Here is an 18,868-nt window from a genome sequence, read left to right as displayed (position 1 = left end):
GGAACGCGACGCGCTTTTCCTGGAATGCCCATCACGCCGTAGCGCGAAGATCCTCGACGATGGTGCCGGCGGCAGCGACCTCCGCCTCATGGTCCGGCTCCCGCCAGGTCTCGGCGAGACCCGCCGCATACCATTCATGCATGGCCGGCAGGCCAAGCAATTGCGGGGGATAGGCTGCAGCTGCCCCTTCGAAAGACAGCCCATAGGATAGCACACGGAACGCCACCGGAGCAAAGAAGGCGTCGACGGCGGTAAAATGGCCGCCGGCAAGGAACGGCCCGCCGAACAGGGCAAGGCCATCGTTCCAGAGATCGCCCAAACGGAACAGATCCTGCTTCAGCGCGTCCGACATCGGCAACGGTTTCACCCGCAAGCCGCAATTCATCGGGCATGCGCCGCGCAAGGCCGTGAAACCAGAATGCATTTCGGCGGCGGCCGAGCGCGCCCAGGCTCGCGCCTTGGCCTCGGCAGGCCACACACCATGGTGGCGCTCGGCGAGATACTCGGCAATAGCGAGCGAATCCCAGACGGCCCAGCCGTCATCGACCAGGCAAGGCACGCGCCCGCTGGGCGAGAACGCCCGGTAGAGATCGAAACTGGGCCCGGTCGGAAACGGCGTCAATTGCTCCTCGAACGGAATGTCGAGGGTGCGCATCAGCACCCATGGCCGCAGCGACCATGACGAATAGTTCTTGTTGGCGATATGCAGCACGTACATCGAAAGGCTCCCTACTTCGGGGCCAACGCCACCGGGCGGATTTCACGGCCACGAAACATCGACCAGGAATACATCGCCAATGCCGCCCAGATCAGCGCGAAGGCAATTGCTTGCGTGGTGCCGAACGGCTCGTCGAAAATCAGCACGGCGATCAGGAACACCATGGTCGGTGCGATGTACTGCATGATGCCGATGGTGGAGAGGCGCAGAAGCTTGGCGCCGAAGGCGAACAGCAGCAGCGGCACCGAGGTGACTGGGCCGCAGCCGATGAGCAAAGCCATATCGGTGCCGTTGCTGGAGATGAAATGGTCCTGGCCGTTGACGACCAGGAAGACGATGTAGGCAAGCGCCGGCACCGACAGCAAAAGCACTTCGAGCAGAAAGCCCTGGCTCGGGCCGATCGGCAACGTCTTGCGGAAGAACCCATAGGCAGCGAAGGAAAAGGCCAGCGCCAGCGACACCCAAGGCAATTTGCCGGCATCGACGGTCAGAACGGCAACTGCGACCGCCGCCAGCAACACGGCCGCGATCTGCAGCCGGTCGAGCTTCTCGCCGAGCAACAACGCGCCGACGACGATGCTAACTAATGGGTTGATGTAGTATCCGAGCGCCGTCTCGACGGTGCGGTCGACCGAGATCGCCCAGACATAGATGGCCCAATTCACGGAGATCAGGGTCGCCGTCAACGCCGCCATGGCGATGCTGCGTGGTGAGCGGATTGCCGCCTTGAAATCGGCGGTCCGACCGGCCCAGACCAGCACCGCGGCGGCAATCGGCACCGACCAGACGATGCGGTGGGCGATCACCTCGATCAGCGGCAGATGCGCAACCGCCTTCATGTAGAAGGGCAACAGGCCCCATAGCAGATAAGCGCCGAGCGCGAGGAGAAAGCCGCTGCGGGCTTTGGAGTCGGCGTCGGGCTGGATCGTGTCGCTGGCCATGGCAACCGCTATGGCCCAGTGGGCCATCCAAAACCATCGCAAAATTATGATGGATCAATGGACTTCCGCTGATGGCTCAAGGGGCGGCGCAAGTTCCTCGCCCCACTTCGGGGGCGAGGAAACCCACGTCTTGCAACCCTACTCCGCCGCCACCAATCCCGCCATGTCGCGGTTCTTCATCAGCTTGTAGACGATCGAATCCATCAGCGCCTGGAAAGAGGCGTCGATTATGTTTTCCGACACGCCGACCGTCCACCAGCGTGCGCCGGTGCCGTCATGCGATTCGATCAGGACGCGAGTGATCGCCTCGGTGCCGCCATTGAGGATACGCACCTTGAAATCGGCGAGCTCCATGTCGGCGATCTCGCTCTGGAATTTGCCGAGGTCCTTGCGCAACGCGATGTCGAGCGCGTTGACCGGGCCGTGGCCTTCGGCCACCGACATCTTCTCCTCGCCCTCGACCATCACCTTGACGATGGCTTCGGAGACCGTCTTCAACTGGCCGTTGGCATCGAAGCGGCGCTCGACCATGCAGCGGAACGAAGTGACGTTGAAGAACTCCGGCAGGCCGTGCAGCATTTTGCGCGCCAACAGCTCGAAGGAGGCATCGGCGCCCTCATAGGCGTAGCCCTCGGCCTCGCGCTCCTTGACCACCGAGATCAGCGCATCGAGACGATGGTCGTCTCTGGGCACATCGATGCCGCGCCGCTTCAGCTCGGCGAGGAAATTGGCCTTGCCGCCCTGGTCCGAAACCATAACGCGGCGGCGGTTGCCTACCGCCTCGGGCGGCACATGTTCATAGGTCGCCGGCTCCTTGGCCAGTGCGGAGGCATGGATGCCGGCCTTGGTGGCGAAGGCCGAGGCGCCAACATAGGGCGCCTGCGCTTCCGGAGCACGGTTCAGCAATTCGTCGAAGGCGCGGGAAAGCCGGGATATCCCGGTCAGCGCCTCGGCCGAGATGCCGGTTTCAAACCGATCGGCGAAGGCCGGCTTCAGCGCCAGCGTCGGTACGATCGAGACCAGATTGGCGTTGCCGCAGCGCTCGCCGATGCCGTTCAGCGTGCCTTGGATCTGGCGCACGCCGGCCTCGACGGCGGCGAGCGAATTGGCCACCGCTTGGCCGGTGTCGTCATGGGCATGGATGCCGAGATGGCCGCCCGGAATACCTGAAACAATGACCTTGTCGACGATGGCGCGCACTTCCGAGGGCTGCGTGCCACCATTGGTGTCGCACAACACCACCCAGCGCGCGCCGGCATCATAGGCGGTCCTGGCGCAGGCCAGTGCGTAGTCCGGATTGGCCTTGAAGCCGTCGAAGAAATGCTCGCAATCGACCATCGCTTCCTTGCCGGCGGCAACAGCTGCTTCGACCGACGCGTTGATCGAGTCGAGGTTTTCCTCATTGGTGCAGCCGAGCGCGACGCGGACATGATAGTCCCAGCTCTTGGCGACGAAGCAGATGGCGTCGGACTTGGACTGCACGAGCGCTGCCAGGCCCGGGTCGTTGGATGCCGACACGCCTGCCCGCTTGGTCATGCCGAAGGCGACGAACTTTGCCTTCGCCGTGCGCTTCTGCTGGAAGAAGGCGGTGTCGGTCGGATTGGCGCCGGGATAGCCGCCTTCGACATAGTCCATGCCGAACTCATCGAGCAGCTTGGCAATCGCGATCTTGTCCTCGACGGAAAAGTCGATGCCCGGCGTCTGCTGGCCATCGCGGAGGGTTGTGTCGAAGAGATAGAGGCGTTGTTTGGTCATTGTTCTGTTGGCGCGCGAGCACCCCCCTCTGGCCTGCCGGCCATCTCCCCCTCAAGGGGGAAGATCGGCAGCTTTAGCGTCGGTTCGTTTCCTGCAGCGATGAAGATTTGCGAAAGCGCCGATGACAGCCAATCTCCCCCCTTGAGGGGGAGATGTCCGGCAGGACAGAGGGGGGTGCCACGCGCTGTCATTTCCCCGCAAACCCATCCGTCGCGCGTATCAGCCGATCCAGAATCCCCGGCTCCGAATAGGAATGGCCGGCGCCTTCGATGAGGTGGAAATCCGCCTTCGGCCAGGCCTTGTGCAGGGCCCAGGCATAGCGCGCCGGGCACGGCATGTCGTAGCGGCCGTGGACGATTGTGCCGGGAATATCCGCGAGCTTATGGGCATCGCGCAGAAGCTGCCCCTCCTCCAGCCAGCCGGCGTGGACGAAATAGTGGTTCTCGATGCGGGCAAAGGCGATGGCGAAGTCGTCCTCGCCGAACTTGTCGCTGGTCTCCGGCTCCGGTAGCAGCGTGATCGTCTCACCTTCCCACAGGCTCCAGGCAAGGGCGGCTTCCAGCTGCGCCTTGCCATCGGCGCCGACCAACCGCCTGCGGTAAGCGGCCATCATGTCGCCGCGCTCGGCCTCAGGAATTGGCGCCAGGAAACGCTCCCATTTGTCGGGGAACATCTCGGAGACGCCGAACTGATAGTACCATTCGAGTTCGGCGCGGGTCAGCGTGTAGATGCCGCGCACGACAAGCTCGCTGACGCGATTAGGATGCGTCTCGGCATAGGCCAGCGCCAGCGTCGAGCCCCACGAGCCGCCGAACACCAGCCATTTTTCGAAGCCGCACATCTCACGCAGCCGCTCGATGTCGGCAACCAGGTGCCAGGTGGTGTTGGCCTCGAGCGAGGCGTTGGGTGTCGATTTCCCGCAGCCGCGCTGGTCGAACAGGATGACGTCGTAAAGCTTCGGGTCGAACAATTGCCGATGTTTTGGCGAGAAGCCGCCGCCGGGACCGCCATGCAGGAAAACGGCCGGCTTGGCGCCCCTGGTTCCGGAGCGCTCCCAGTAGATATGATGGCCGTCGCCGACATCGAGCATGCCGGACTCGTACGCCTCGATCTCTGGATAAAGAGTACGAAGTTCACTGTTCATTTCATTGCTCATATCTTCAGGCCGTGCGCGGGCCAGTCCGTGGTTTCGTGGTCGGGATGCTGGAAGGAGATGATCTGCTCCTGGCGGGAGTAGAAATCCGGATCCTGATGCATGGGCTGGTCAAAGATCGTTTCCACCCAAGGCAATCGGACCGCGTAGTTGACCTGGATCTGCGGCGCCAGATCGGAGCGGTCGTCGAAGGCGCCGATGGCGATCTCCAGTGCGCCAGGTTGGCGATAGGTCAGCGGTGTACCGCAGCGGGCACAGAAGCCGCGATCGATGTTGACCGACGACTGGAAATAGGTGGGCTCCTCGCGCATCCATTCGACGCCATCCTTGGGCACTGTCACCAGCGCGCCGAAAAACGAACCGAACTGTTTCTGGCACATGCGGCAATGGCAGATGGACGCCCGGCCGAGCTTGCCCTTGATGCGGAAACGCACGGCACCGCACTGGCAGCCGCCGGTTCGAACTTCATCGGTCATGATTTTCCCTCTGGCGGCCGGTGTTCGGTGTCCCATTGTTCGGTGTCATGGTCGGGATGCTGGTAGGAGACGAGCTCGGCGAGATAAGGCGCCGACGACATGTCGGCCATAGTGTCCTCGCCCGGCAATTGCGGGATGGTATCGACATAGGGAAGTTTTGCCTCCGTGCCCCACTGGATCAGCGGCACGATATCAGCCGGATTGTCGAAGGCGCCGATGGCGAGGCCGATGCCGTCGGGCGCGGTAAAGGTCAGCGGCGTGCCGCAATTGGCGCAAAAGCCGCGATCGACATGGCTGGACGAGGCGAAATATTTCGGTTCGCCGCGCGTCCAGTCGAGTTTGGCGCCACGCACCGAGACCAGGGGCGCGTAAAATGAGCCGAACGCCTTCTGGCACATGCGGCAATGGCAGATCGAGGCGTCACCCAGCGCACCCTCGACGCGAAAGCGCACCGCGCCGCACTGGCAGCCACCGGTGTAGATCGGCCGGTTGTCGAGGCTCATGGCGTCTCACTCCGTTTCATAGTCATTCGGGCGCATGGCAGACGGCCTCGACATTGTTGCCGTCGGGATCCAAGACGAAGGCGCCGTAATAGTCCGGGTGATAATGCGGGCGCAGCCCCGGCCCGCCATTGTCCTTGCCGCCGGCGGCGAGCGCCGCGGCATGGAAGGCGTCGACCTCGGCGCGGCTGCGCGCGGTGAAGGCGACGTGCTGATGGGTCCTCGGCTTGTCATCGCTGGCCTGCAGCCAGAACACCGGCCGGTCGCGGCCATAGCCACCGACCTTGGCGCCGCCGGTATATTCCAGTGGCACCATGTAGATCAGCGAGGCGCCAAGCGGCGCTATCGCCTGGTCATAAAAGGCTTTCGACGCGTCGAAGTCGGCGACATTGATGCCGAGATGGTCGATCATGAAACAAGCTCCTCCCTTGCTGGCGCCGGCACGTCGGCGCCGGCCAAGCCGGCCCCGATGACGATGTGCTGGCAGGCATTGTCGATATCGCGGATGACGTCGTCCTTCCAGAAGCGCAGGATGGTCCAGCCCAGCGCTTCCAGCTTGGCGGTTCGCGCGGCGTCAGATGCTGATGCTTCGGCCTGAGCGTGCTGAGAACCGTCCAACTCGACGATCAGCTTTTTGATAGGGCAGGCGAAATCGACGATGTAACCGGCGATCGGCATCTGGCGCCGGAAGGCCAGTCCCATGAGCCGGTGGGCGCGTATCTCATTCCAGATTTTTAGTTCTGCCTCAGTCATGGCTTTGCGCATCTTGCGCGCGTTGCCGCGATTGATGGGAGATACGCGATAATGGTTCATCGCGAGGCACCCCCCTCTGTCCTACCGGACATCTCCCCCTCAGGGGGGGAGATCAGCAGTTTCAATGACGGCTCCAACCCTTGAACGTCGGCGATTGGCGAAAGCCGACGCGCCGTCCAATCTCCCCCCTTGAGGGGGAGATGTCCGGCAGGACAGAGGTGGGTGCCTAGCGCCACCCTCACCGCTTCACCTCCCACGTCGTCACGCGTTCGTTGGTGACAGGATCCTTGCCGTCCTTCAGCTGCACGCCTTGCTCCAGAAGCTCGTCGCGGATGCGGTCAGCTTCGGCCCAGTTTTTGGCGGCGATGAACTCCAGGCGCTGCGCGATCGACTTGGCAACGCTGTCCTCATCCACGGCGGCCGCGCCGATATCGAAGCCGAGGAACAACAGCGATGCCTTCAGCGATGCGGCCGCTTCGTTGCCCTCCGCGGCCTCACCGGCAAGCTGCGTGAGCTGCTGGAAGGCGGCATAGGTGGCGAGGTCGTCCGACAGCGCCGCCACAATCTCCGCCGGGACTTGCCCTGCCGACGGCGCCAGGTCAGCCGCGCGTTTCCATTTGCGCAGCGTGTTCTCGGCTTCCTCCAGCTTGCGCACGGAGAAATCGATCGGCTCGCGGTAATGCGTCATCAGCATCGCCAGACGCAGCACCTCGCCCGGCCATTTGCGGCCGCCGAAAGTTTCGGTCTCCAGCAGTTCGGCGATCGCGTAGAAATTGCCGACGCTCTTCGACATTTTCTGGCCCTCGACCTGCAGGAAGCCGTTGTGCATCCAGACATTGGCCATGACGTCGGTGCCGTGGGCGCAACGCGACTGGGCGATCTCGTTCTCATGGTGCGGGAAGATCAAATCGAGGCCGCCGCCATGAATGTCGAAGACATCGCCGAGATAGGCGGCCGACATGGCCGAGCATTCGATGTGCCAGCCCGGACGGCCCCTGCCCCACGGGCTGTCCCAGCCGGGCTCTTCCGGTGACGACAATTTCCACAGCACGAAATCGCCCGGGTTCTTCTTGTGAGCGTCGACGGCAATTCGCGCACCGGCCTGCTGTTCGTCGAGATTGCGCTTCGACAGCTCGCCATAATCCGGCATCGAGGCGGTGTCGAACAGCACTTCGCCGGCGGCGACATAGGCGTGGCCGCGTTCGATCAAACGTTCGATGAGGGTGATCATGTCAACCTTGCCGTCGGCGCGGCGCGCAACGAACTCGGTGGCGCGCGGCTCGACCGTAGGCGGCAAGCAACCGAGTGCGGCGACATCCTTGTGGTACTGGTCGGCGGTCTTTTCGGTGACGCGGCGGATCGCCTCGTTGAGCGTCAGGCTTCCCAACGCGATCTCGGCGCCGAAATCGCGCAGCGCGCGGGCGTTTATCTTGTCGTCGACATCCGTGATGTTGCGCACATACGTGACACCAGCCTCGCCATAGAGGTGACGCAGCAAACGGAACAGCACGTCGAAGACGATCGCCGGACGCGCATTGCCGATATGGGCAAAGTCGTAGACGGTCGGACCGCAGACATACATGCGCACATTCGACGGGTCGATCGGGACGAACACGTCCTTCGTCCGCGTTAGCGTGTTGTAGAGGCTGAGACCCTTCGATGCGTCAGACATGCGTGCCCTTCCGGTCCGTTAAGTTCTGGATGGAGCCTACCTGTGCCAAGGCACAAATCGGGCTCCAGCCTGCTGGCCGGGGCGTTTGTCCACTCTGGGGAAAGGTGAGGCGAAAACGTCCGGACCAGCGCGAAGCTAGCCAATAATGCAAATGCCACAAATGGCGGAAAACGTTTTCATCGGCGGCTTTATCGCCTTGGCCGGTGTTGCCGTCAAGTCGCAACTTCCGGCAAAAGCGTCGCTGGATCATAGGTCAGGAGCCGCTGAAACATTTTATTAAACATGTCGGCACAGTCATGAAACATTCGCCGGCTAGTCCACCATAGGTCACGATTCGGTCAGATTCGGCCGGCAAATGCAGACACGGAAATGTTACCAGGGAAGAGATCGATGTCACGAACCAAGCAGGAATCGAGCCGCGCCAAGCAACCGGCGCTCGCCAACCACTACCGTGCGATCGGCCCGGCCGCGATCGTCGCCGCCCTTCTCCATACCGCGAAGAATAAAAAGCCGGCGCCGAAAATCACTTCGCCCCGCGCTGCCTGAACAGGCATCGTGCCGGCCGCCGACAAGGCGTGCGCCGGAACGGAAGGCTGAGGCGCCCATAGCGCGCCTGAAAACAACAGCTCTTCCTATTGAGCAGGTTCTTCCCGAAGACCGGACCTGGCTTCTTGGGAGCGCGCTCTAAAACAGCGTCATCTGACTGTCGTCCGCGCCGGGCTTCTGGCGCCTGACCTTGCCGGGCTCGACGATGCCCATGTCCTGTATCTCCGGCCCGATGTTGGCGACCTTGTTGACGAGGTCGGAGACCGGAATTGCCTCGAAGAACTCGGGCAGCGCGGGCTTGAGCAGGTCGGCCACATCGCGCGGTTCGAGCGTGCGGCAGTCCAGCCAGCGGGCAAAATCTTCAGGCGCGATCACCACCGGCATCCGGTCATGGATATGGGCGAAGCCGGCATTGGCGTTGACGGTAAGAATGGCGCCGGTGTCCATTTCCGAACCGCCCGGCTCGGCATAGGTTTCGATCAGCCCGGCAAAGGCGATCACCCCGCCATGCCTCGGCCGTATCCAGTAGGGCTGGCCCTTCTTGCCGCTGCCGGATTGCTGCCACTCATAGAAGCCGGAGGCCGGCACCAAGGCACGGCGATGGCGCATGGCAGCTTTGAACGAGGCTTTTTCAATAGCGCCTTCCGAACGCGCGTTGATGAGCAGCGGAAATTCCCTGGTGTCCTTGACCCAGGTGGGGATCAGCCCCCAGCGCACCAGCATCGCCTGGCGATCCGGGAAATTCGAGCCCGGCATGCGCGGCGGCCCCGACAGCGCCATCAGCACCGGCTGCGTCGGCGCGATGTTGTAGCGGGCCGGAAAATCCTCCAGCTCCGCCAGGCCGAGCAAGGCGGCGGTCTGGTCCGGCGTGGCCGTCAGGGCAAAGCGTCCGCACATGGGAAAGCTCGATGAAATGATCCGATCGCGAAAGTGGCGATGGAACCGGCGTTGCGCAACCGCTAAAGCTCAATGCCGCCGGCCGGTCCACAAGGGTCTGGCCTCACATAGGCGAAAACGAGATCGATGAACGAGCAGCGCAAGACACTTCCCGCAGTCTCGGTCGCCGTCGTGCGCGGCAGGACGGTGCTGCTGGTCAAGCGGGCGCGGCCGCCGTCGCAGGGGCTTTATGCCTTTCCCGGCGGCAAGGTCGAGCCCGGAGAGACGCTGCAAGAAGCAGCAGTGCGCGAATTGCTGGAGGAAACCGGGCTGCGGGCGCAGGACTATCGTCCGCTTCGCGACATCCACATCGACGGCAGCGGCGAGAATCACCCGGTCGACTATCTGCTGACCGTGTTCGGCGCCGTTTATGCCGGCGGCGAAGCGACGGCCAGCGACGATGCCGAGACCGCCGCCTTCTATAGTCTTGATGAAATGGCGACGCTGCCGCTCGCGGGTGACGTCATGGAGGTGGCTGAAGAGCTTTTGGCCTGAAGCAGGCCCATATCTGCCGCTCCGAGAATCGCCTTGCAGGCGACAAAATGTTTCGTCAGATAGACTTATGACCCGCACCTCGCTGTTCCTTGCCGCATGCATCGCCACCGCCACGGCTTTTGCCGTGCAGCCGGCGCTGGCCGCCGAGTCGCCGTTCGAGCCCGGGCTGATGCGACTGGCCGAGGTGCTGGGGTCGCTGCATTTCCTGCGCAATCTGTGCGGCGAAAAGGGCGACCAGTGGCGCACCGAGATGGAAAAGCTGATCGATTCGGAAAATCCCGATCCGGAGCGGCGTGCCCGCTTCATCGCCAGCTTCAACCGCGGTTACCGTTCCTTCGGCGGCACCTATACCCAATGCACGCCGTCAGCGACCGAAGCCATCAGCCGCTACATGAAGGAAGGCGAGACGCTGTCGCGCGACATCGCCTCGCGTTACGGCAACTGACGAGCGCCAGACGGCGTTTAGCGAACGCCTTTTCGAGCACCCGCCTTGTATCCACGGCACGTTGATGCAATCTTGGTGTTGCACTTGCGCAACAGTATTAACGAAACGTTAGCGCGCGAATGCGGAATTAACTCAAACTGAAGGTTTTCATCCCGCTCACCGGTCTAATCGGCTAAGTTTGAATCGGACCGAACGCAGGCGACGAAGTTTGTAAAGACGATCAAAAAAATGTCGTATTTACAGATACTTACTTAGCCTGCGTGAGATAGGGGCAGCCCAAGCCGGATCCGACCCGTCGGACCGCCGCTTGAAAAGGTGGACATCGCAAATGGAACATGGCGTCAACGACATCGACGCGCTGGTCAGGGAAGAAAAGCGCCTGACCGCGGTGGAAAGCCATAGCGAGGCCTGGGCGGAAGGTCTGTCGGCCGGCATAGAACCTGAAATCATCGCCGAGGCAGCGCTTGAAACCGCGTTCGGCGAGATGCTGCGAGCCAATGGCGAAACCTCGGCCCTTGCCCTGCTCGATCGCATGCGTGAAAAGGTGATCGCCGGCGCCTTCGAGCCGGAGCGGTTTCGGCACTAGGCGTCGCGCGTCTCAGAGGGTGCATCGCCAGCTTACCGGTTCTTTGACGACGGCGCGCCGTTTGGGCATCATGCCTGAACAGCCTAGGCCCAAGGAGAGGCAAGCGGTGAATTTTTCGATGTCAGGCCGGCCTCGCGGCGTGGTCCTCAGCATCTGGCTTGCCGCCTCTTGCGCCGCGGTTCCGCTGGCGCTTGTCCTGACCAGCAACCCTGCCTATGCGCTGAGCGAGATCAAGCGCGAGGAGCTTCCAGCTCCTGCCGGGCCACCAGCCAATGGTGAGACGGCGCCGTCGGAAAATTCAGTGCCAATGCCCGATCTGCCCGGCACGGCGCCACCGGCCGCTAGCCAGCCGAAATCGCCCACGGAGCCCGAACAAAGCCAACCGGAAGCCCCCGCCAACGATGGCGGCGTGGCCAACCCGCGTGCCGATCCAGAAGCGCCGGTGCCCGAAGTCGTCTATGACCTTTCCAAATTGCCCGAGCCCGTCAGGCGCATGCGCGATCTGATGGTCGAGGCCTGCGTAAGCGGCGACATCGAGAAGCTGCGGCCGCTGATCGGCAAGGGCGACACCATGACCCAATTGTCGCTGGGCGAAATCGAGGGCGACCCGATCGCCTTCCTGAAAGGGCTATCGGGCGACAAGGAAGGTCAGGAAATCCTCGCTATCCTGGAAGAGGTGCTCAATGCCGGCTATGTCCATGTAGACGTCGGCACACCGCAGGAACTCTATGTCTGGCCATATTTCTTCGCCCTGCCGCTGGACAAGCTCAACGCCAGGCAGCGGGTCGAACTGTTCAAGATCGTCACCGCCGGCGACTATGACGACATGAAGCAGTTCGGCGCCTACATCTTCTACCGCGTCGGCATCACGCCGGCCGGGCAGTGGACATTCTTCGTCGCCGGGGATTGAACGGCGATTCCCCTGGGATGGCTACTGGCTAGGGCTAGAAAGCTCGAGGCCTGTGTCAGGCCATATGCGGATACCTTCATTTCGAAGGGCCGAAATCGCTTCGACCGCCGCGTTGGGATCCATTTGCAGCACCTCGGCGGCATGCCGCAATTCTTCCTTGTCCCGCAGCCTGTTTACCACCCAAGCCACCTTGCGCTCGATATCCACGCCATAGGCCGCCTTCGCCTTGCCAACAGCGTCGCTCGGGATTTCCTTATAGATGCCAACCAGCACTCCAAGATCGATGGCATCGCGATATGCAATTGCACGGTCCTGACATCGATCCGCGTTCGCCAGCAACTTCTCGGCAAACATATCCGCCGGGACCAGGGCGGATACATTCAGATCGTCGTCGAAATGGCCTCGCAGTTTTATGCGGCCTTCGCGGATGACTTCAAACTTGATCGTTTGGCCTTTCAACCGCACGATCGTCCGCAAGCCATATTGATCGATCTGGAAGTCCCGAACAGCCTCGACCGGCTCAGGAAAGAATGCTCTGACGCCACGTTCGGCTGCGGAGGTCCGCAATTCGCGATAGCCATCACTGTCCGCACACAGGAAGTCCACATCCAGTGAGCGGCGATATTCCCCGAATTTCATAACGATCGCAGTGCCACCGCCGAACCAGCACTGGTTTGCGGTCAGGAAATGGCGATCCATCAATCCGAGCGCTTCGGCAATGATCTGGTGCTCGGGCCTCTTGAATTCCATCATGACGCTCGCGGTGTGTCCTGTTGATATTCCGGCTGCGAGGAACGATCAGGTGAGGGAAATCAGCCGGCGGTCAAGAGCACGCCGTGACCGAATTTGTCTGCCAAACTTTGGATAAGCATCTTCTCACGCACAGTAAGACGCTTTTGATCGACAAACCGCCAATTACGCTCATACAGCGCAAATGCCTCTTCGGCCGGAATCGGGCGTGCCGCATCGCGGTTCCAGGCGAGCGCCTGGAGCTCCGGAAACTCCGCAGGGACAATCATGGGCGCGATATCTGCGTTCATAATGCCCTTAACGTAGTGGATAGCGCTTAAAAAATCCAACGCAGCAAGAAACCGCTAAGCCGGCAGCGCCTCGGAAAACTCTACCGGCCTGCCCTGCCCGGGCGTGACGATCTCGCCTTCCCACATCACGCGACGACCGCGCACGATGGTGCCGATCGGCCAGCCGGTGACTTCCTTGCCGTCATAGGGCGTCCAGCCGGCCTTGGAGCCGGCTTGCGCATTGGTGATGGTCTCGCGCCGCTGGAGGTCGACAATGGTGAAATCGGCGTCATAGCCTGCGGCGATACGGCCTTTCCGGGCCATGCCGAAGATGCGCTGTGGGCCATGGCTGGAGAGGTCGACGAAGCGCTGCAGGGTCAGCCGGCCTGAATTGACGTGGTCGAGCATGATCGGCACCAGCGTCTGCACCCCGGTCATCCCCGACGGTGAGGCCGGATAGGGCTTTGCCTTTTCGGCCAGCGTGTGGGGGGCGTGGTCGGAGCCGAGCACATCGACGATGCCTTGCGCAATGCCGTGCCAGACGCCGTCGCGATGGCGGGCCGCGCGAACCGGCGGATTCATCTGGATCAGCGTGCCCAGCCGCGCATAGTCGTCGGCGGTGAGCGTCAAATGGTGCGGCGTCGCCTCGCAGGTGGCGACATCCTTGTGCTGTTCGAGGAACACGATCTCTTCGGCAGTGGAGATGTGCAGGACATGGATGCGGGCGCGGGTGCTGCGCGCGATGCGCACCAGCCGCTCGGTGCAGCGCAAGGCCGCGATCTCGTCGCGCCAGACGGGATGCGATGACGGGTCGCCCTCGACGCGCAGGCCCAGGCGCTCGCGCAGCCGGAACTCGTCCTCCGAGTGAAAGGCGGCACGGCGGCGGGTGTTGCGCAGGATCGATGCGACACCCTCGTCGTCCTCGACCAGCAGATCGCCGGTGGACGAGCCCATGAACACCTTTATCCCGGCAGCACCGGGCAGCCGCTCGAGCTCACCGACATCATCGGCATTCTCGCGCGTGCCGCCAACCCAGAAGGCGAAGTCGCAATGCATCCGGCTGGTGGCGCGGCGCACCTTGTCGGCAAGCGCCGCCTCGCTGGTGGTCAGCGGATTGGTGTTGGGCATTTCGAAGACGGCGGTGACCCCGCCCAGAACAGCGGCGCGAGATCCACTCTCGAGATCTTCCTTGTGCTCCAGCCCCGGCTCGCGAAAATGCACCTGGCTGTCAACGACGCCGGGCAGGACGTGCAGCCCGCGACAGTCGATCGCTTCGCCGGCCGAAGCTTGGCGAAGATCGCCCATTGCGACGATGCGACCACCCTTGACGCCGACATCGCGCGCGCCCTCGCCATCATGGTTGACCACCGTGCCGCCTGTCAGGATGAGGTCGTAGGTGGTGGCCATGGGCGTTCGGTCTCTTGCGGGGGGAGTATCGTCGGCTTACGTAAAGGCCGACCGTTTTGCAAGATCAGGTTCTTTGCCGCCCATGCCTTTTGCCCTGCTCAAAGACCGCGCTCTCATTTCTGTGTCAGGCCCGGATGCCGAGCATTTTTTGCAGAACATCCTCACCACCGACCTCGACACGCTGGGCGCCGGTGCGGCAAAACCCGGTGCGCTGCTTTCGCCGCAAGGCAAGATCCTGTTTGATTTCCTGATCTCGCGTAGCGGCGAGGACGGATTCCGGCTGGATTGCCGTGCCGACGTCGCAGACGACTTCCTGCGCCGGCTGATGCTTTACAAGCTGCGCGCCAAGGCCGAGATCGCGAAGCAGGATCAAGTGCTTGTGACGGTTGCGTGGGGCGATGATTCAAGCGCCTCACCTTCTGATTCAACGACACTTGCCGATGCCCGCTTCCGCGATGTGGTTGTGAGCCGTTTCTATGGCGGCGCATCCGCAGGTGGCGACCCGGCTGCGTGGAAGGCGCTCCGCATCGCCAAAGGCATTGCCGAAAGCGGTTCCGATTATCAGCTCGGCGATGCCTTCCCTCACGACGTGCTGCTCGACGAGACCGGCGGCGTCGGCTTCAAGAAAGGCTGCTATGTCGGCCAGGAAGTGGTCTCGCGCATGCAGCATCGCGGCACCGCCAGGCGCCGCGTGCTGATCGTTTCGGCCGACCGCGCCTTACCCGCGCCCGGCACGGAGCTGACGGTTGCGGGGCGGCCGGTCGGCACGCTCGGCTCGACCGCGGGCACGGCCGGCCTCGCCATTGCCCGCATCGACCGGGTCAAGGCGGCGCTCGACGCTGGCCAGCCGGTACTGGCCGGTGATGTCACCGTCTCACTCGCCATCCCGTCCTGGGCGAAGTTCAGCTTTCCCAGGGAAGCCATCGGCGCGGAGGACGCCTGATGGCTGCCGATCGCGTCGGAGCGCCACCCCGCGCGTGGCAGCGCATGCTGTCGGGACGGCGGCTCGACCTGCTCGACCCCTCGCCGCTCGACATCGAAATCTCCGACATCGCCCACGGGCTTGCCCGAGTCGCCCGCTGGAACGGCCAGACCCGCGGCGATCACGCCTTTTCGGTCGCCCAGCATTCGCTGCTGGTCGAGGCGCTGTTCAGCGAGTTGCAGCCGGGCGCGTCGGCCAATGCGCGGCTGGCAGCACTGCTGCATGACGCGCCGGAATATGTCATCGGCGATATGATCTCGCCGTTCAAATCGGTGATGGGCGGCTCCTACAAGGAGTGCGAGCTGCGCCTCCAGCGCGCCATCCATCAGCGCTTTTCGCTGCCGCCCGAACTCGGCGTCGGCTTGCGCAAGGAGATCAAGCGCGCCGACCAGATCGCGGCCTATTACGAGGCGACGCTGCTTGCCGGTTTCTCCACCGCGGAAGCAACCGAGTTCTTCGGCCGGCCGCGCGGCTTCAATGCCGACCGCTTCGACTTTAAGCCGCACTCGGTGACCTCGGCGCAAGCTGCCTTCCTCAAACGCTACGCAACGCTTGAAAAGCAACGCCAGGCAACGGTTGCCGTGCATTCGGCGCAGTGAACATACGCTAAATTAACCAGCGGTAACCACAGTACCGGGTTTCGATCACGGTCAGCAGGCACGCCTCATGTCCGTTGCGCACGTCAAGGGTGGTTCGCCCGTCCGCAGACGGGGAGCCGGAGGCGTCGCCGCGCCACGGCAGATCGCCGACGAACTGCGCCACCAGAACGAGCGCTTTTCGGCGGCCGTCGAGAATATGTCGCACGGGCTGTGCATGTTCGACGCCGACGAGCGGATGATCATCTGCAACGGCAACTATATCAGCATCTTCTCCCTCGACGCGAAGATCGTGCGGCCCGGCATCGCGTTCCTGGACATTCTAAAGCACAGCGTCGACATCGGTGTCGCCTCACAGAGCGCCGAAGACCTGTATGCCATCCGCAAGCCCTATATCGAGCGCGCGCAAGCCTCGACCTACGAGGAAATACTGTCGGACGGACGCATCGTTTCCATCACGCACCGGCCGCTGGCCTCAGGCGGCTGGGTGTCGATCTATGAGGACATTACGGAGCAAAGGCGGGCCGAGCAGGAACTGAAGGAGCAGCACCGCCGCTTCGATGCGGCGCTCGCCAACATGTCGCAAGGCCTGTTGATGTACGACGCCGAAGGCACGCTGATCGTGCGCAACCAGCGCTTCCTCGACCTCTACAAGGTCACGCCTGACGACTTCCCGCTCGGCATGAGCCAGCGCGCCCTGCTCGAACAGATGGTGCGACTGCGCATCTATCCGTCGATGGACATCGACGGCGAGATCGCCAACACCAGAGCCAGCCTGCAGGCCGGTGAGGAGCGTTCGACCGACCGCAGCCTTGCCGATGGCCGAACGCTGCTGGTTGCGCGCCGGCCGCTTACCGGTGGCGGCTGGGTGGCGACCTTCGAAGACATCACCGAGCGCCGGCGCGCCGAAGAGCGCATGAGCCACCTTGCCCATTACGACACGCTGACCGACCTGCCCAACCGCTCGATGTTTCGCGAACGGCTCGACCAGGCGATGGCCGGCGATACACCGTTGGCGATCTTCTCGCTCGACCTCGATCGCTTCAAGGCCGTTAACGACACCTGGGGACACCCGGCCGGTGACTGGCTGCTGAAATGCGTGGCGGAGCGGTTGCGGCACAGCCTGCGCAGCGACACCGATGTGGTCGCCCGCCTCGGTGGCGACGAGTTCGCCATCCTGCAGTTCAATCCCAAAGGCGCCACCGATGCGGAACAACTGGCAAAACGCATCGTCGCTGTCGTCAGCCAGCCGTTTCGCGACAAGGGCCGCGACATGCATGTCGGCATCAGCCTTGGCATCGCGCTGTATCCCGGTGACGGCAAGGACGCCGACACGCTTTTGAAGAACGCCGACATGGCGCTTTACAGCGGCAAGAGCGAAGGCCGCAACGTCTACCGCTTTTTCGAGCCCGGCATGGATGCCTTGGTGCGGGCGCGCCTGGCGCTCGAAACCGATCTCGAGACGGCACTGAAACGGCGGGAGTTCGTGCTGGAGTTCCAGCCGATCACCAACATCGCGTCGGGCAAGATCGTCGGCGCCGAATCGTTGATGCGGTGGAATTCACCGACGCGCGGCCTGGTGGCGCCCGACAATTTCATCGCAGCCGCCGAAGACAGCGGGCTGATCATTCCGCTGGGCGAATGGGCGCTGAAACAGGCCTGCAGTGTGGCCGCCGGCTGGCCGCCTGGAATGCGCATCGCCGTCAATGTCTCGGCAGTGCAGATCAGAAGCGCCGACTTTGCCCGCAGCGTGATTTCGGCGCTGGCCGTTTCCGGTGTGCCGGCCAGCCGGCTCGAACTGGAAATCACCGAGACCGTGCTGATGGATGAGAGCGAGACGGTGCTGAAGACGCTGAGGCAGCTGCGCGAACTCGGTATCCGCATCGCGCTCGACGATTTCGGCACCGGCTATTCGTCGCTCGGCTATCTCAGGCGTTTTCCCGTCGACAAGATCAAGATCGACCGCTCCTTCATCCACGATATCGACAACAAGGACACGGCGGCGATCGTGCGCACGATCATCGGGCTTGGTGCCGAACTTGGCATCACCGTCACCGCCGAAGGCGTCGAGACCGAAGCGCAGCTCGACATATTGCGCAAGGCTAGCTGCGTCGAGGCGCAGGGCTTTCTGATCGGCATGCCGTCAAAGGCCGCCGACATGGCTCGACTTCTCAAGACGAGGGCAGCGTCCCGGCGCGCCTGAACATCCCCGGCGTCATTCCATGCGCGGCGCGGAAGGTGCGCGAGAGATGGCTTTGGTCGGAGAAGCCGGCCGCAAAGGCGGCACCGGCGAGATCTGAACCTTGCCGGATCAGCAGATCGGCACGGCGCAGCCTGCGGTCACGGATGAAGGCAGCAGGGGTGAGACCCAGCACTTTCCTGAAATCGCGGATAACTTGAAAGCGCGTCACGCCTGCGGCTTCAGCGAGCCGCTGCAAATCGAGGCCCGAGTTCAGATGGTCTTCGATGACCTGTTCATAGACCCGGAGCCGGCTTTTCGATCCGAAGCTTTCGACCGCCTCGCGCCGCCGGCCGCCCCAATCGCCATGGCGCAGGATGAGCTTGCGCAAGGCGATCAGCATGGATGTTTCGGCGCTCGTGGCATCACCCAATGTCGAAGCCAAGTGCGCGACGCCTACTGCCTGGACGAGATCGGCATCATCTACGATCGCTTGTGAAAACAACGGCGGGCGATCCTGCCCGAGTTCGTCCGCGATCGCACCCACGAGCGAGGCCGAGGGATAGAAGGTGCGGTAAGCCCAGCCCTGGTCGGCGCCCGCCTCGCCGTCATGCCATATCTCCGGATTGACGAGCAGAACCGTGCCCGACGGCGCGAGGACAGTCTCGTTGCCGATGCGGACACGCTCGCACCCTTGCGTGATCAGGGCGACGACATAGGTGGGGTGCGTGTGCAGCTGGTAGCGATGCCGCGTGAAGCGCGCCTTGAGCATGCCAAGATCGCGAAAGCGCGGATGACG

The 18,868-nt window shown here is 63.0% G+C and carries 22 protein-coding genes; 8 read left to right on the top strand and 14 right to left on the bottom strand.

From position 1 onward, the window contains the following. Positions 1-31: 31 nt before the first annotated feature. The 9 genes from NKJ58_RS14110 to cysS form a co-directional block, all read right to left on the bottom strand. Positions 32-718 carry a glutathione S-transferase family protein gene (locus NKJ58_RS14110; RefSeq protein WP_023698660.1) on the bottom strand — a complete coding sequence of 229 codons (687 nt, stop codon included), beginning with the start codon at positions 716-718 and terminating at the stop codon, positions 32-34. Between the two features lie 11 nt (positions 719-729). Next, on the bottom strand, positions 730-1,659 hold the full coding sequence (rarD, locus tag NKJ58_RS14105; protein ID WP_023673577.1) for an EamA family transporter RarD: 930 nt from the start codon (positions 1,657-1,659) through the stop codon (positions 730-732). A 138-nt stretch (positions 1,660-1,797) separates the two neighbouring features. Beyond that, on the bottom strand, positions 1,798-3,414 hold the full coding sequence (gene cimA / locus NKJ58_RS14100; RefSeq protein WP_023684468.1) for a citramalate synthase: 1,617 nt from the start codon (positions 3,412-3,414) through the stop codon (positions 1,798-1,800). Positions 3,415-3,601: 187 nt separating this feature from the next. Next, positions 3,602-4,558 carry a prolyl aminopeptidase gene (gene pip, locus NKJ58_RS14095; protein ID WP_023735501.1) on the bottom strand — a complete coding sequence of 319 codons (957 nt, stop codon included), beginning with the start codon at positions 4,556-4,558 and terminating at the stop codon, positions 3,602-3,604. A gap of 8 nt (positions 4,559-4,566) precedes the next feature. Continuing rightward, complete coding sequence (locus NKJ58_RS14090; RefSeq protein WP_023687309.1) at positions 4,567-5,043, bottom strand: GFA family protein; 477 nt, start codon at positions 5,041-5,043, stop codon at positions 4,567-4,569. Further along, positions 5,040-5,546 carry a GFA family protein gene (locus NKJ58_RS14085; RefSeq protein WP_023687308.1) on the bottom strand — a complete coding sequence of 169 codons (507 nt, stop codon included), beginning with the start codon at positions 5,544-5,546 and terminating at the stop codon, positions 5,040-5,042. Before NKJ58_RS14085 ends, NKJ58_RS14090 begins: the two co-directional genes overlap by 4 nt. Before the next feature lie 22 nt (positions 5,547-5,568). After that, positions 5,569-5,955, bottom strand: a complete 387-nt coding sequence (locus NKJ58_RS14080; RefSeq protein ID WP_023673572.1) for a VOC family protein — start codon at positions 5,953-5,955, stop codon at positions 5,569-5,571. After that, on the bottom strand, positions 5,952-6,356 hold the full coding sequence (locus NKJ58_RS14075) for an endonuclease domain-containing protein (RefSeq protein ID WP_023709770.1): 405 nt from the start codon (positions 6,354-6,356) through the stop codon (positions 5,952-5,954). The genes NKJ58_RS14080 and NKJ58_RS14075 overlap by 4 nt, the downstream gene beginning before the upstream one ends. Positions 6,357-6,534: 178 nt before the next feature. After that, a complete protein-coding gene (gene cysS, locus NKJ58_RS14070; RefSeq protein WP_352518925.1) occupies positions 6,535-7,968 on the bottom strand; it encodes a cysteine--tRNA ligase in 1,434 nt (477 codons plus the stop codon). A gap of 390 nt (positions 7,969-8,358) precedes the next feature. Here cysS and NKJ58_RS14065 point away from each other — a divergent pair, with 390 nt between their 5' ends. Then, entirely contained in the window at positions 8,359-8,514 is a 156-nt protein-coding gene (locus NKJ58_RS14065) for a hypothetical protein (RefSeq protein WP_023673568.1), read from the top strand. Between the two features lie 138 nt (positions 8,515-8,652). Here the strand turns inward: NKJ58_RS14065 and NKJ58_RS14060 are convergent, their stop codons facing one another. Continuing rightward, complete coding sequence (locus NKJ58_RS14060; protein ID WP_023727577.1) at positions 8,653-9,411, bottom strand: SOS response-associated peptidase; 759 nt, start codon at positions 9,409-9,411, stop codon at positions 8,653-8,655. Between the two features lie 126 nt (positions 9,412-9,537). On the opposite strand from NKJ58_RS14060, the gene NKJ58_RS14055 reads away from it, so the two are divergent. From NKJ58_RS14055 to NKJ58_RS14040, 4 genes are all read left to right on the top strand, one after another. Then, positions 9,538-9,945 carry an NUDIX hydrolase gene (locus tag NKJ58_RS14055; protein ID WP_023698665.1) on the top strand — a complete coding sequence of 136 codons (408 nt, stop codon included), beginning with the start codon at positions 9,538-9,540 and terminating at the stop codon, positions 9,943-9,945. Between the two features lie 67 nt (positions 9,946-10,012). Then, positions 10,013-10,390 (top strand): TIGR02301 family protein, encoded by a 378-nt coding sequence (locus tag NKJ58_RS14050; protein WP_023692875.1) that lies wholly within the window; start codon positions 10,013-10,015, stop codon positions 10,388-10,390. A gap of 328 nt (positions 10,391-10,718) precedes the next feature. Continuing rightward, the gene (locus NKJ58_RS14045) at positions 10,719-10,976 is read left to right on the top strand and encodes a hypothetical protein (protein ID WP_023673564.1); all 258 of its coding nucleotides are present in this window, start codon (positions 10,719-10,721) and stop codon (positions 10,974-10,976) included. A gap of 106 nt (positions 10,977-11,082) precedes the next feature. Next, positions 11,083-11,886: a hypothetical protein gene (locus tag NKJ58_RS14040; protein WP_023687301.1), complete on the top strand. Its 804-nt coding sequence runs from the start codon at positions 11,083-11,085 to the stop codon at positions 11,884-11,886. 21 nt (positions 11,887-11,907) lie between these two features. On the opposite strand, the gene NKJ58_RS14035 is transcribed toward NKJ58_RS14040, so the two are convergent. From NKJ58_RS14035 to NKJ58_RS14025, 3 genes are all read right to left on the bottom strand, one after another. Next, positions 11,908-12,636: a nucleotidyl transferase AbiEii/AbiGii toxin family protein gene (locus NKJ58_RS14035; protein WP_023684480.1), complete on the bottom strand. Its 729-nt coding sequence runs from the start codon at positions 12,634-12,636 to the stop codon at positions 11,908-11,910. Positions 12,637-12,698: 62 nt separating this feature from the next. Continuing rightward, positions 12,699-12,926, bottom strand: coding sequence for a hypothetical protein (locus NKJ58_RS14030; RefSeq protein WP_027049982.1), 228 nt, complete (start codon positions 12,924-12,926; stop codon positions 12,699-12,701). 54 nt (positions 12,927-12,980) lie between these two features. Next, positions 12,981-14,312: a dihydroorotase gene (locus NKJ58_RS14025; protein WP_023727576.1), complete on the bottom strand. Its 1,332-nt coding sequence runs from the start codon at positions 14,310-14,312 to the stop codon at positions 12,981-12,983. Between the two features lie 82 nt (positions 14,313-14,394). Here NKJ58_RS14025 and ygfZ point away from each other — a divergent pair, with 82 nt between their 5' ends. From ygfZ to NKJ58_RS14010, 3 genes are all read left to right on the top strand, one after another. After that, the gene (gene ygfZ / locus NKJ58_RS14020) at positions 14,395-15,255 is read left to right on the top strand and encodes a CAF17-like 4Fe-4S cluster assembly/insertion protein YgfZ (protein WP_023727575.1); all 861 of its coding nucleotides are present in this window, start codon (positions 14,395-14,397) and stop codon (positions 15,253-15,255) included. Next, positions 15,255-15,893, top strand: coding sequence for an HD domain-containing protein (locus NKJ58_RS14015; RefSeq protein WP_023727574.1), 639 nt, complete (start codon positions 15,255-15,257; stop codon positions 15,891-15,893). The genes ygfZ and NKJ58_RS14015 overlap by 1 nt, the downstream gene beginning before the upstream one ends. Positions 15,894-15,960: 67 nt before the next feature. Then, positions 15,961-18,093: a putative bifunctional diguanylate cyclase/phosphodiesterase gene (locus tag NKJ58_RS14010; RefSeq protein WP_352459644.1), complete on the top strand. Its 2,133-nt coding sequence runs from the start codon at positions 15,961-15,963 to the stop codon at positions 18,091-18,093. Here the strand turns inward: NKJ58_RS14010 and NKJ58_RS14005 are convergent. Continuing rightward, a complete protein-coding gene (locus NKJ58_RS14005) occupies positions 18,062-18,841 on the bottom strand; it encodes an AraC family transcriptional regulator (protein WP_050593978.1) in 780 nt (259 codons plus the stop codon). The genes NKJ58_RS14010 and NKJ58_RS14005 overlap by 32 nt on opposite strands. Positions 18,842-18,868: the final 27 nt, after the last annotated feature.

The organism is Mesorhizobium sp. M0139, from assembly GCF_040322455.1.
Lineage (GTDB): Bacteria > Pseudomonadota > Alphaproteobacteria > Rhizobiales > Rhizobiaceae > Mesorhizobium.
This window is presented reverse-complemented; position numbering and strand designations above follow the sequence as displayed.

Bases quoted from the DNA above. Each gene is read 5' to 3' on its own strand.
- NKJ58_RS14110 (WP_023698660.1), bottom strand. From the start codon at position 718: ATGTACGTGCTGCATATCGCCAACAAGAACTATTCGTCATGGTCGCTG.
- rarD (WP_023673577.1), bottom strand. From the start codon at position 1,659: ATGGCCAGCGACACGATCCAGCCCGACGCCGACTCCAAAGCCCGCAGC.
- cimA (WP_023684468.1), bottom strand. From the start codon at position 3,414: ATGACCAAACAACGCCTCTATCTCTTCGACACAACCCTCCGCGATGGC.
- pip (WP_023735501.1), bottom strand. From the start codon at position 4,558: ATGAACAGTGAACTTCGTACTCTTTATCCAGAGATCGAGGCGTACGAG.
- NKJ58_RS14090 (WP_023687309.1), bottom strand. From the start codon at position 5,043: ATGACCGATGAAGTTCGAACCGGCGGCTGCCAGTGCGGTGCCGTGCGT.
- NKJ58_RS14085 (WP_023687308.1), bottom strand. From the start codon at position 5,546: ATGAGCCTCGACAACCGGCCGATCTACACCGGTGGCTGCCAGTGCGGC.
- NKJ58_RS14080 (WP_023673572.1), bottom strand. From the start codon at position 5,955: ATGATCGACCATCTCGGCATCAATGTCGCCGACTTCGACGCGTCGAAA.
- NKJ58_RS14075 (WP_023709770.1), bottom strand. From the start codon at position 6,356: ATGAACCATTATCGCGTATCTCCCATCAATCGCGGCAACGCGCGCAAG.
- cysS (WP_352518925.1), bottom strand. From the start codon at position 7,968: ATGTCTGACGCATCGAAGGGTCTCAGCCTCTACAACACGCTAACGCGG.
- NKJ58_RS14065 (WP_023673568.1), top strand. From the start codon at position 8,359: ATGTCACGAACCAAGCAGGAATCGAGCCGCGCCAAGCAACCGGCGCTC.
- NKJ58_RS14060 (WP_023727577.1), bottom strand. From the start codon at position 9,411: ATGTGCGGACGCTTTGCCCTGACGGCCACGCCGGACCAGACCGCCGCC.
- NKJ58_RS14055 (WP_023698665.1), top strand. From the start codon at position 9,538: ATGAACGAGCAGCGCAAGACACTTCCCGCAGTCTCGGTCGCCGTCGTG.
- NKJ58_RS14050 (WP_023692875.1), top strand. From the start codon at position 10,013: ATGACCCGCACCTCGCTGTTCCTTGCCGCATGCATCGCCACCGCCACG.
- NKJ58_RS14045 (WP_023673564.1), top strand. From the start codon at position 10,719: ATGGAACATGGCGTCAACGACATCGACGCGCTGGTCAGGGAAGAAAAG.
- NKJ58_RS14035 (WP_023684480.1), bottom strand. From the start codon at position 12,636: ATGGAATTCAAGAGGCCCGAGCACCAGATCATTGCCGAAGCGCTCGGA.
- NKJ58_RS14030 (WP_027049982.1), bottom strand. From the start codon at position 12,926: ATGAACGCAGATATCGCGCCCATGATTGTCCCTGCGGAGTTTCCGGAG.
- NKJ58_RS14025 (WP_023727576.1), bottom strand. From the start codon at position 14,312: ATGGCCACCACCTACGACCTCATCCTGACAGGCGGCACGGTGGTCAAC.
- ygfZ (WP_023727575.1), top strand. From the start codon at position 14,395: ATGCCTTTTGCCCTGCTCAAAGACCGCGCTCTCATTTCTGTGTCAGGC.
- NKJ58_RS14015 (WP_023727574.1), top strand. From the start codon at position 15,255: ATGGCTGCCGATCGCGTCGGAGCGCCACCCCGCGCGTGGCAGCGCATG.
- NKJ58_RS14010 (WP_352459644.1), top strand. From the start codon at position 15,961: ATGTCCGTTGCGCACGTCAAGGGTGGTTCGCCCGTCCGCAGACGGGGA.
- NKJ58_RS14005 (WP_050593978.1), bottom strand. From the start codon at position 18,841: ATGCTCAAGGCGCGCTTCACGCGGCATCGCTACCAGCTGCACACGCAC.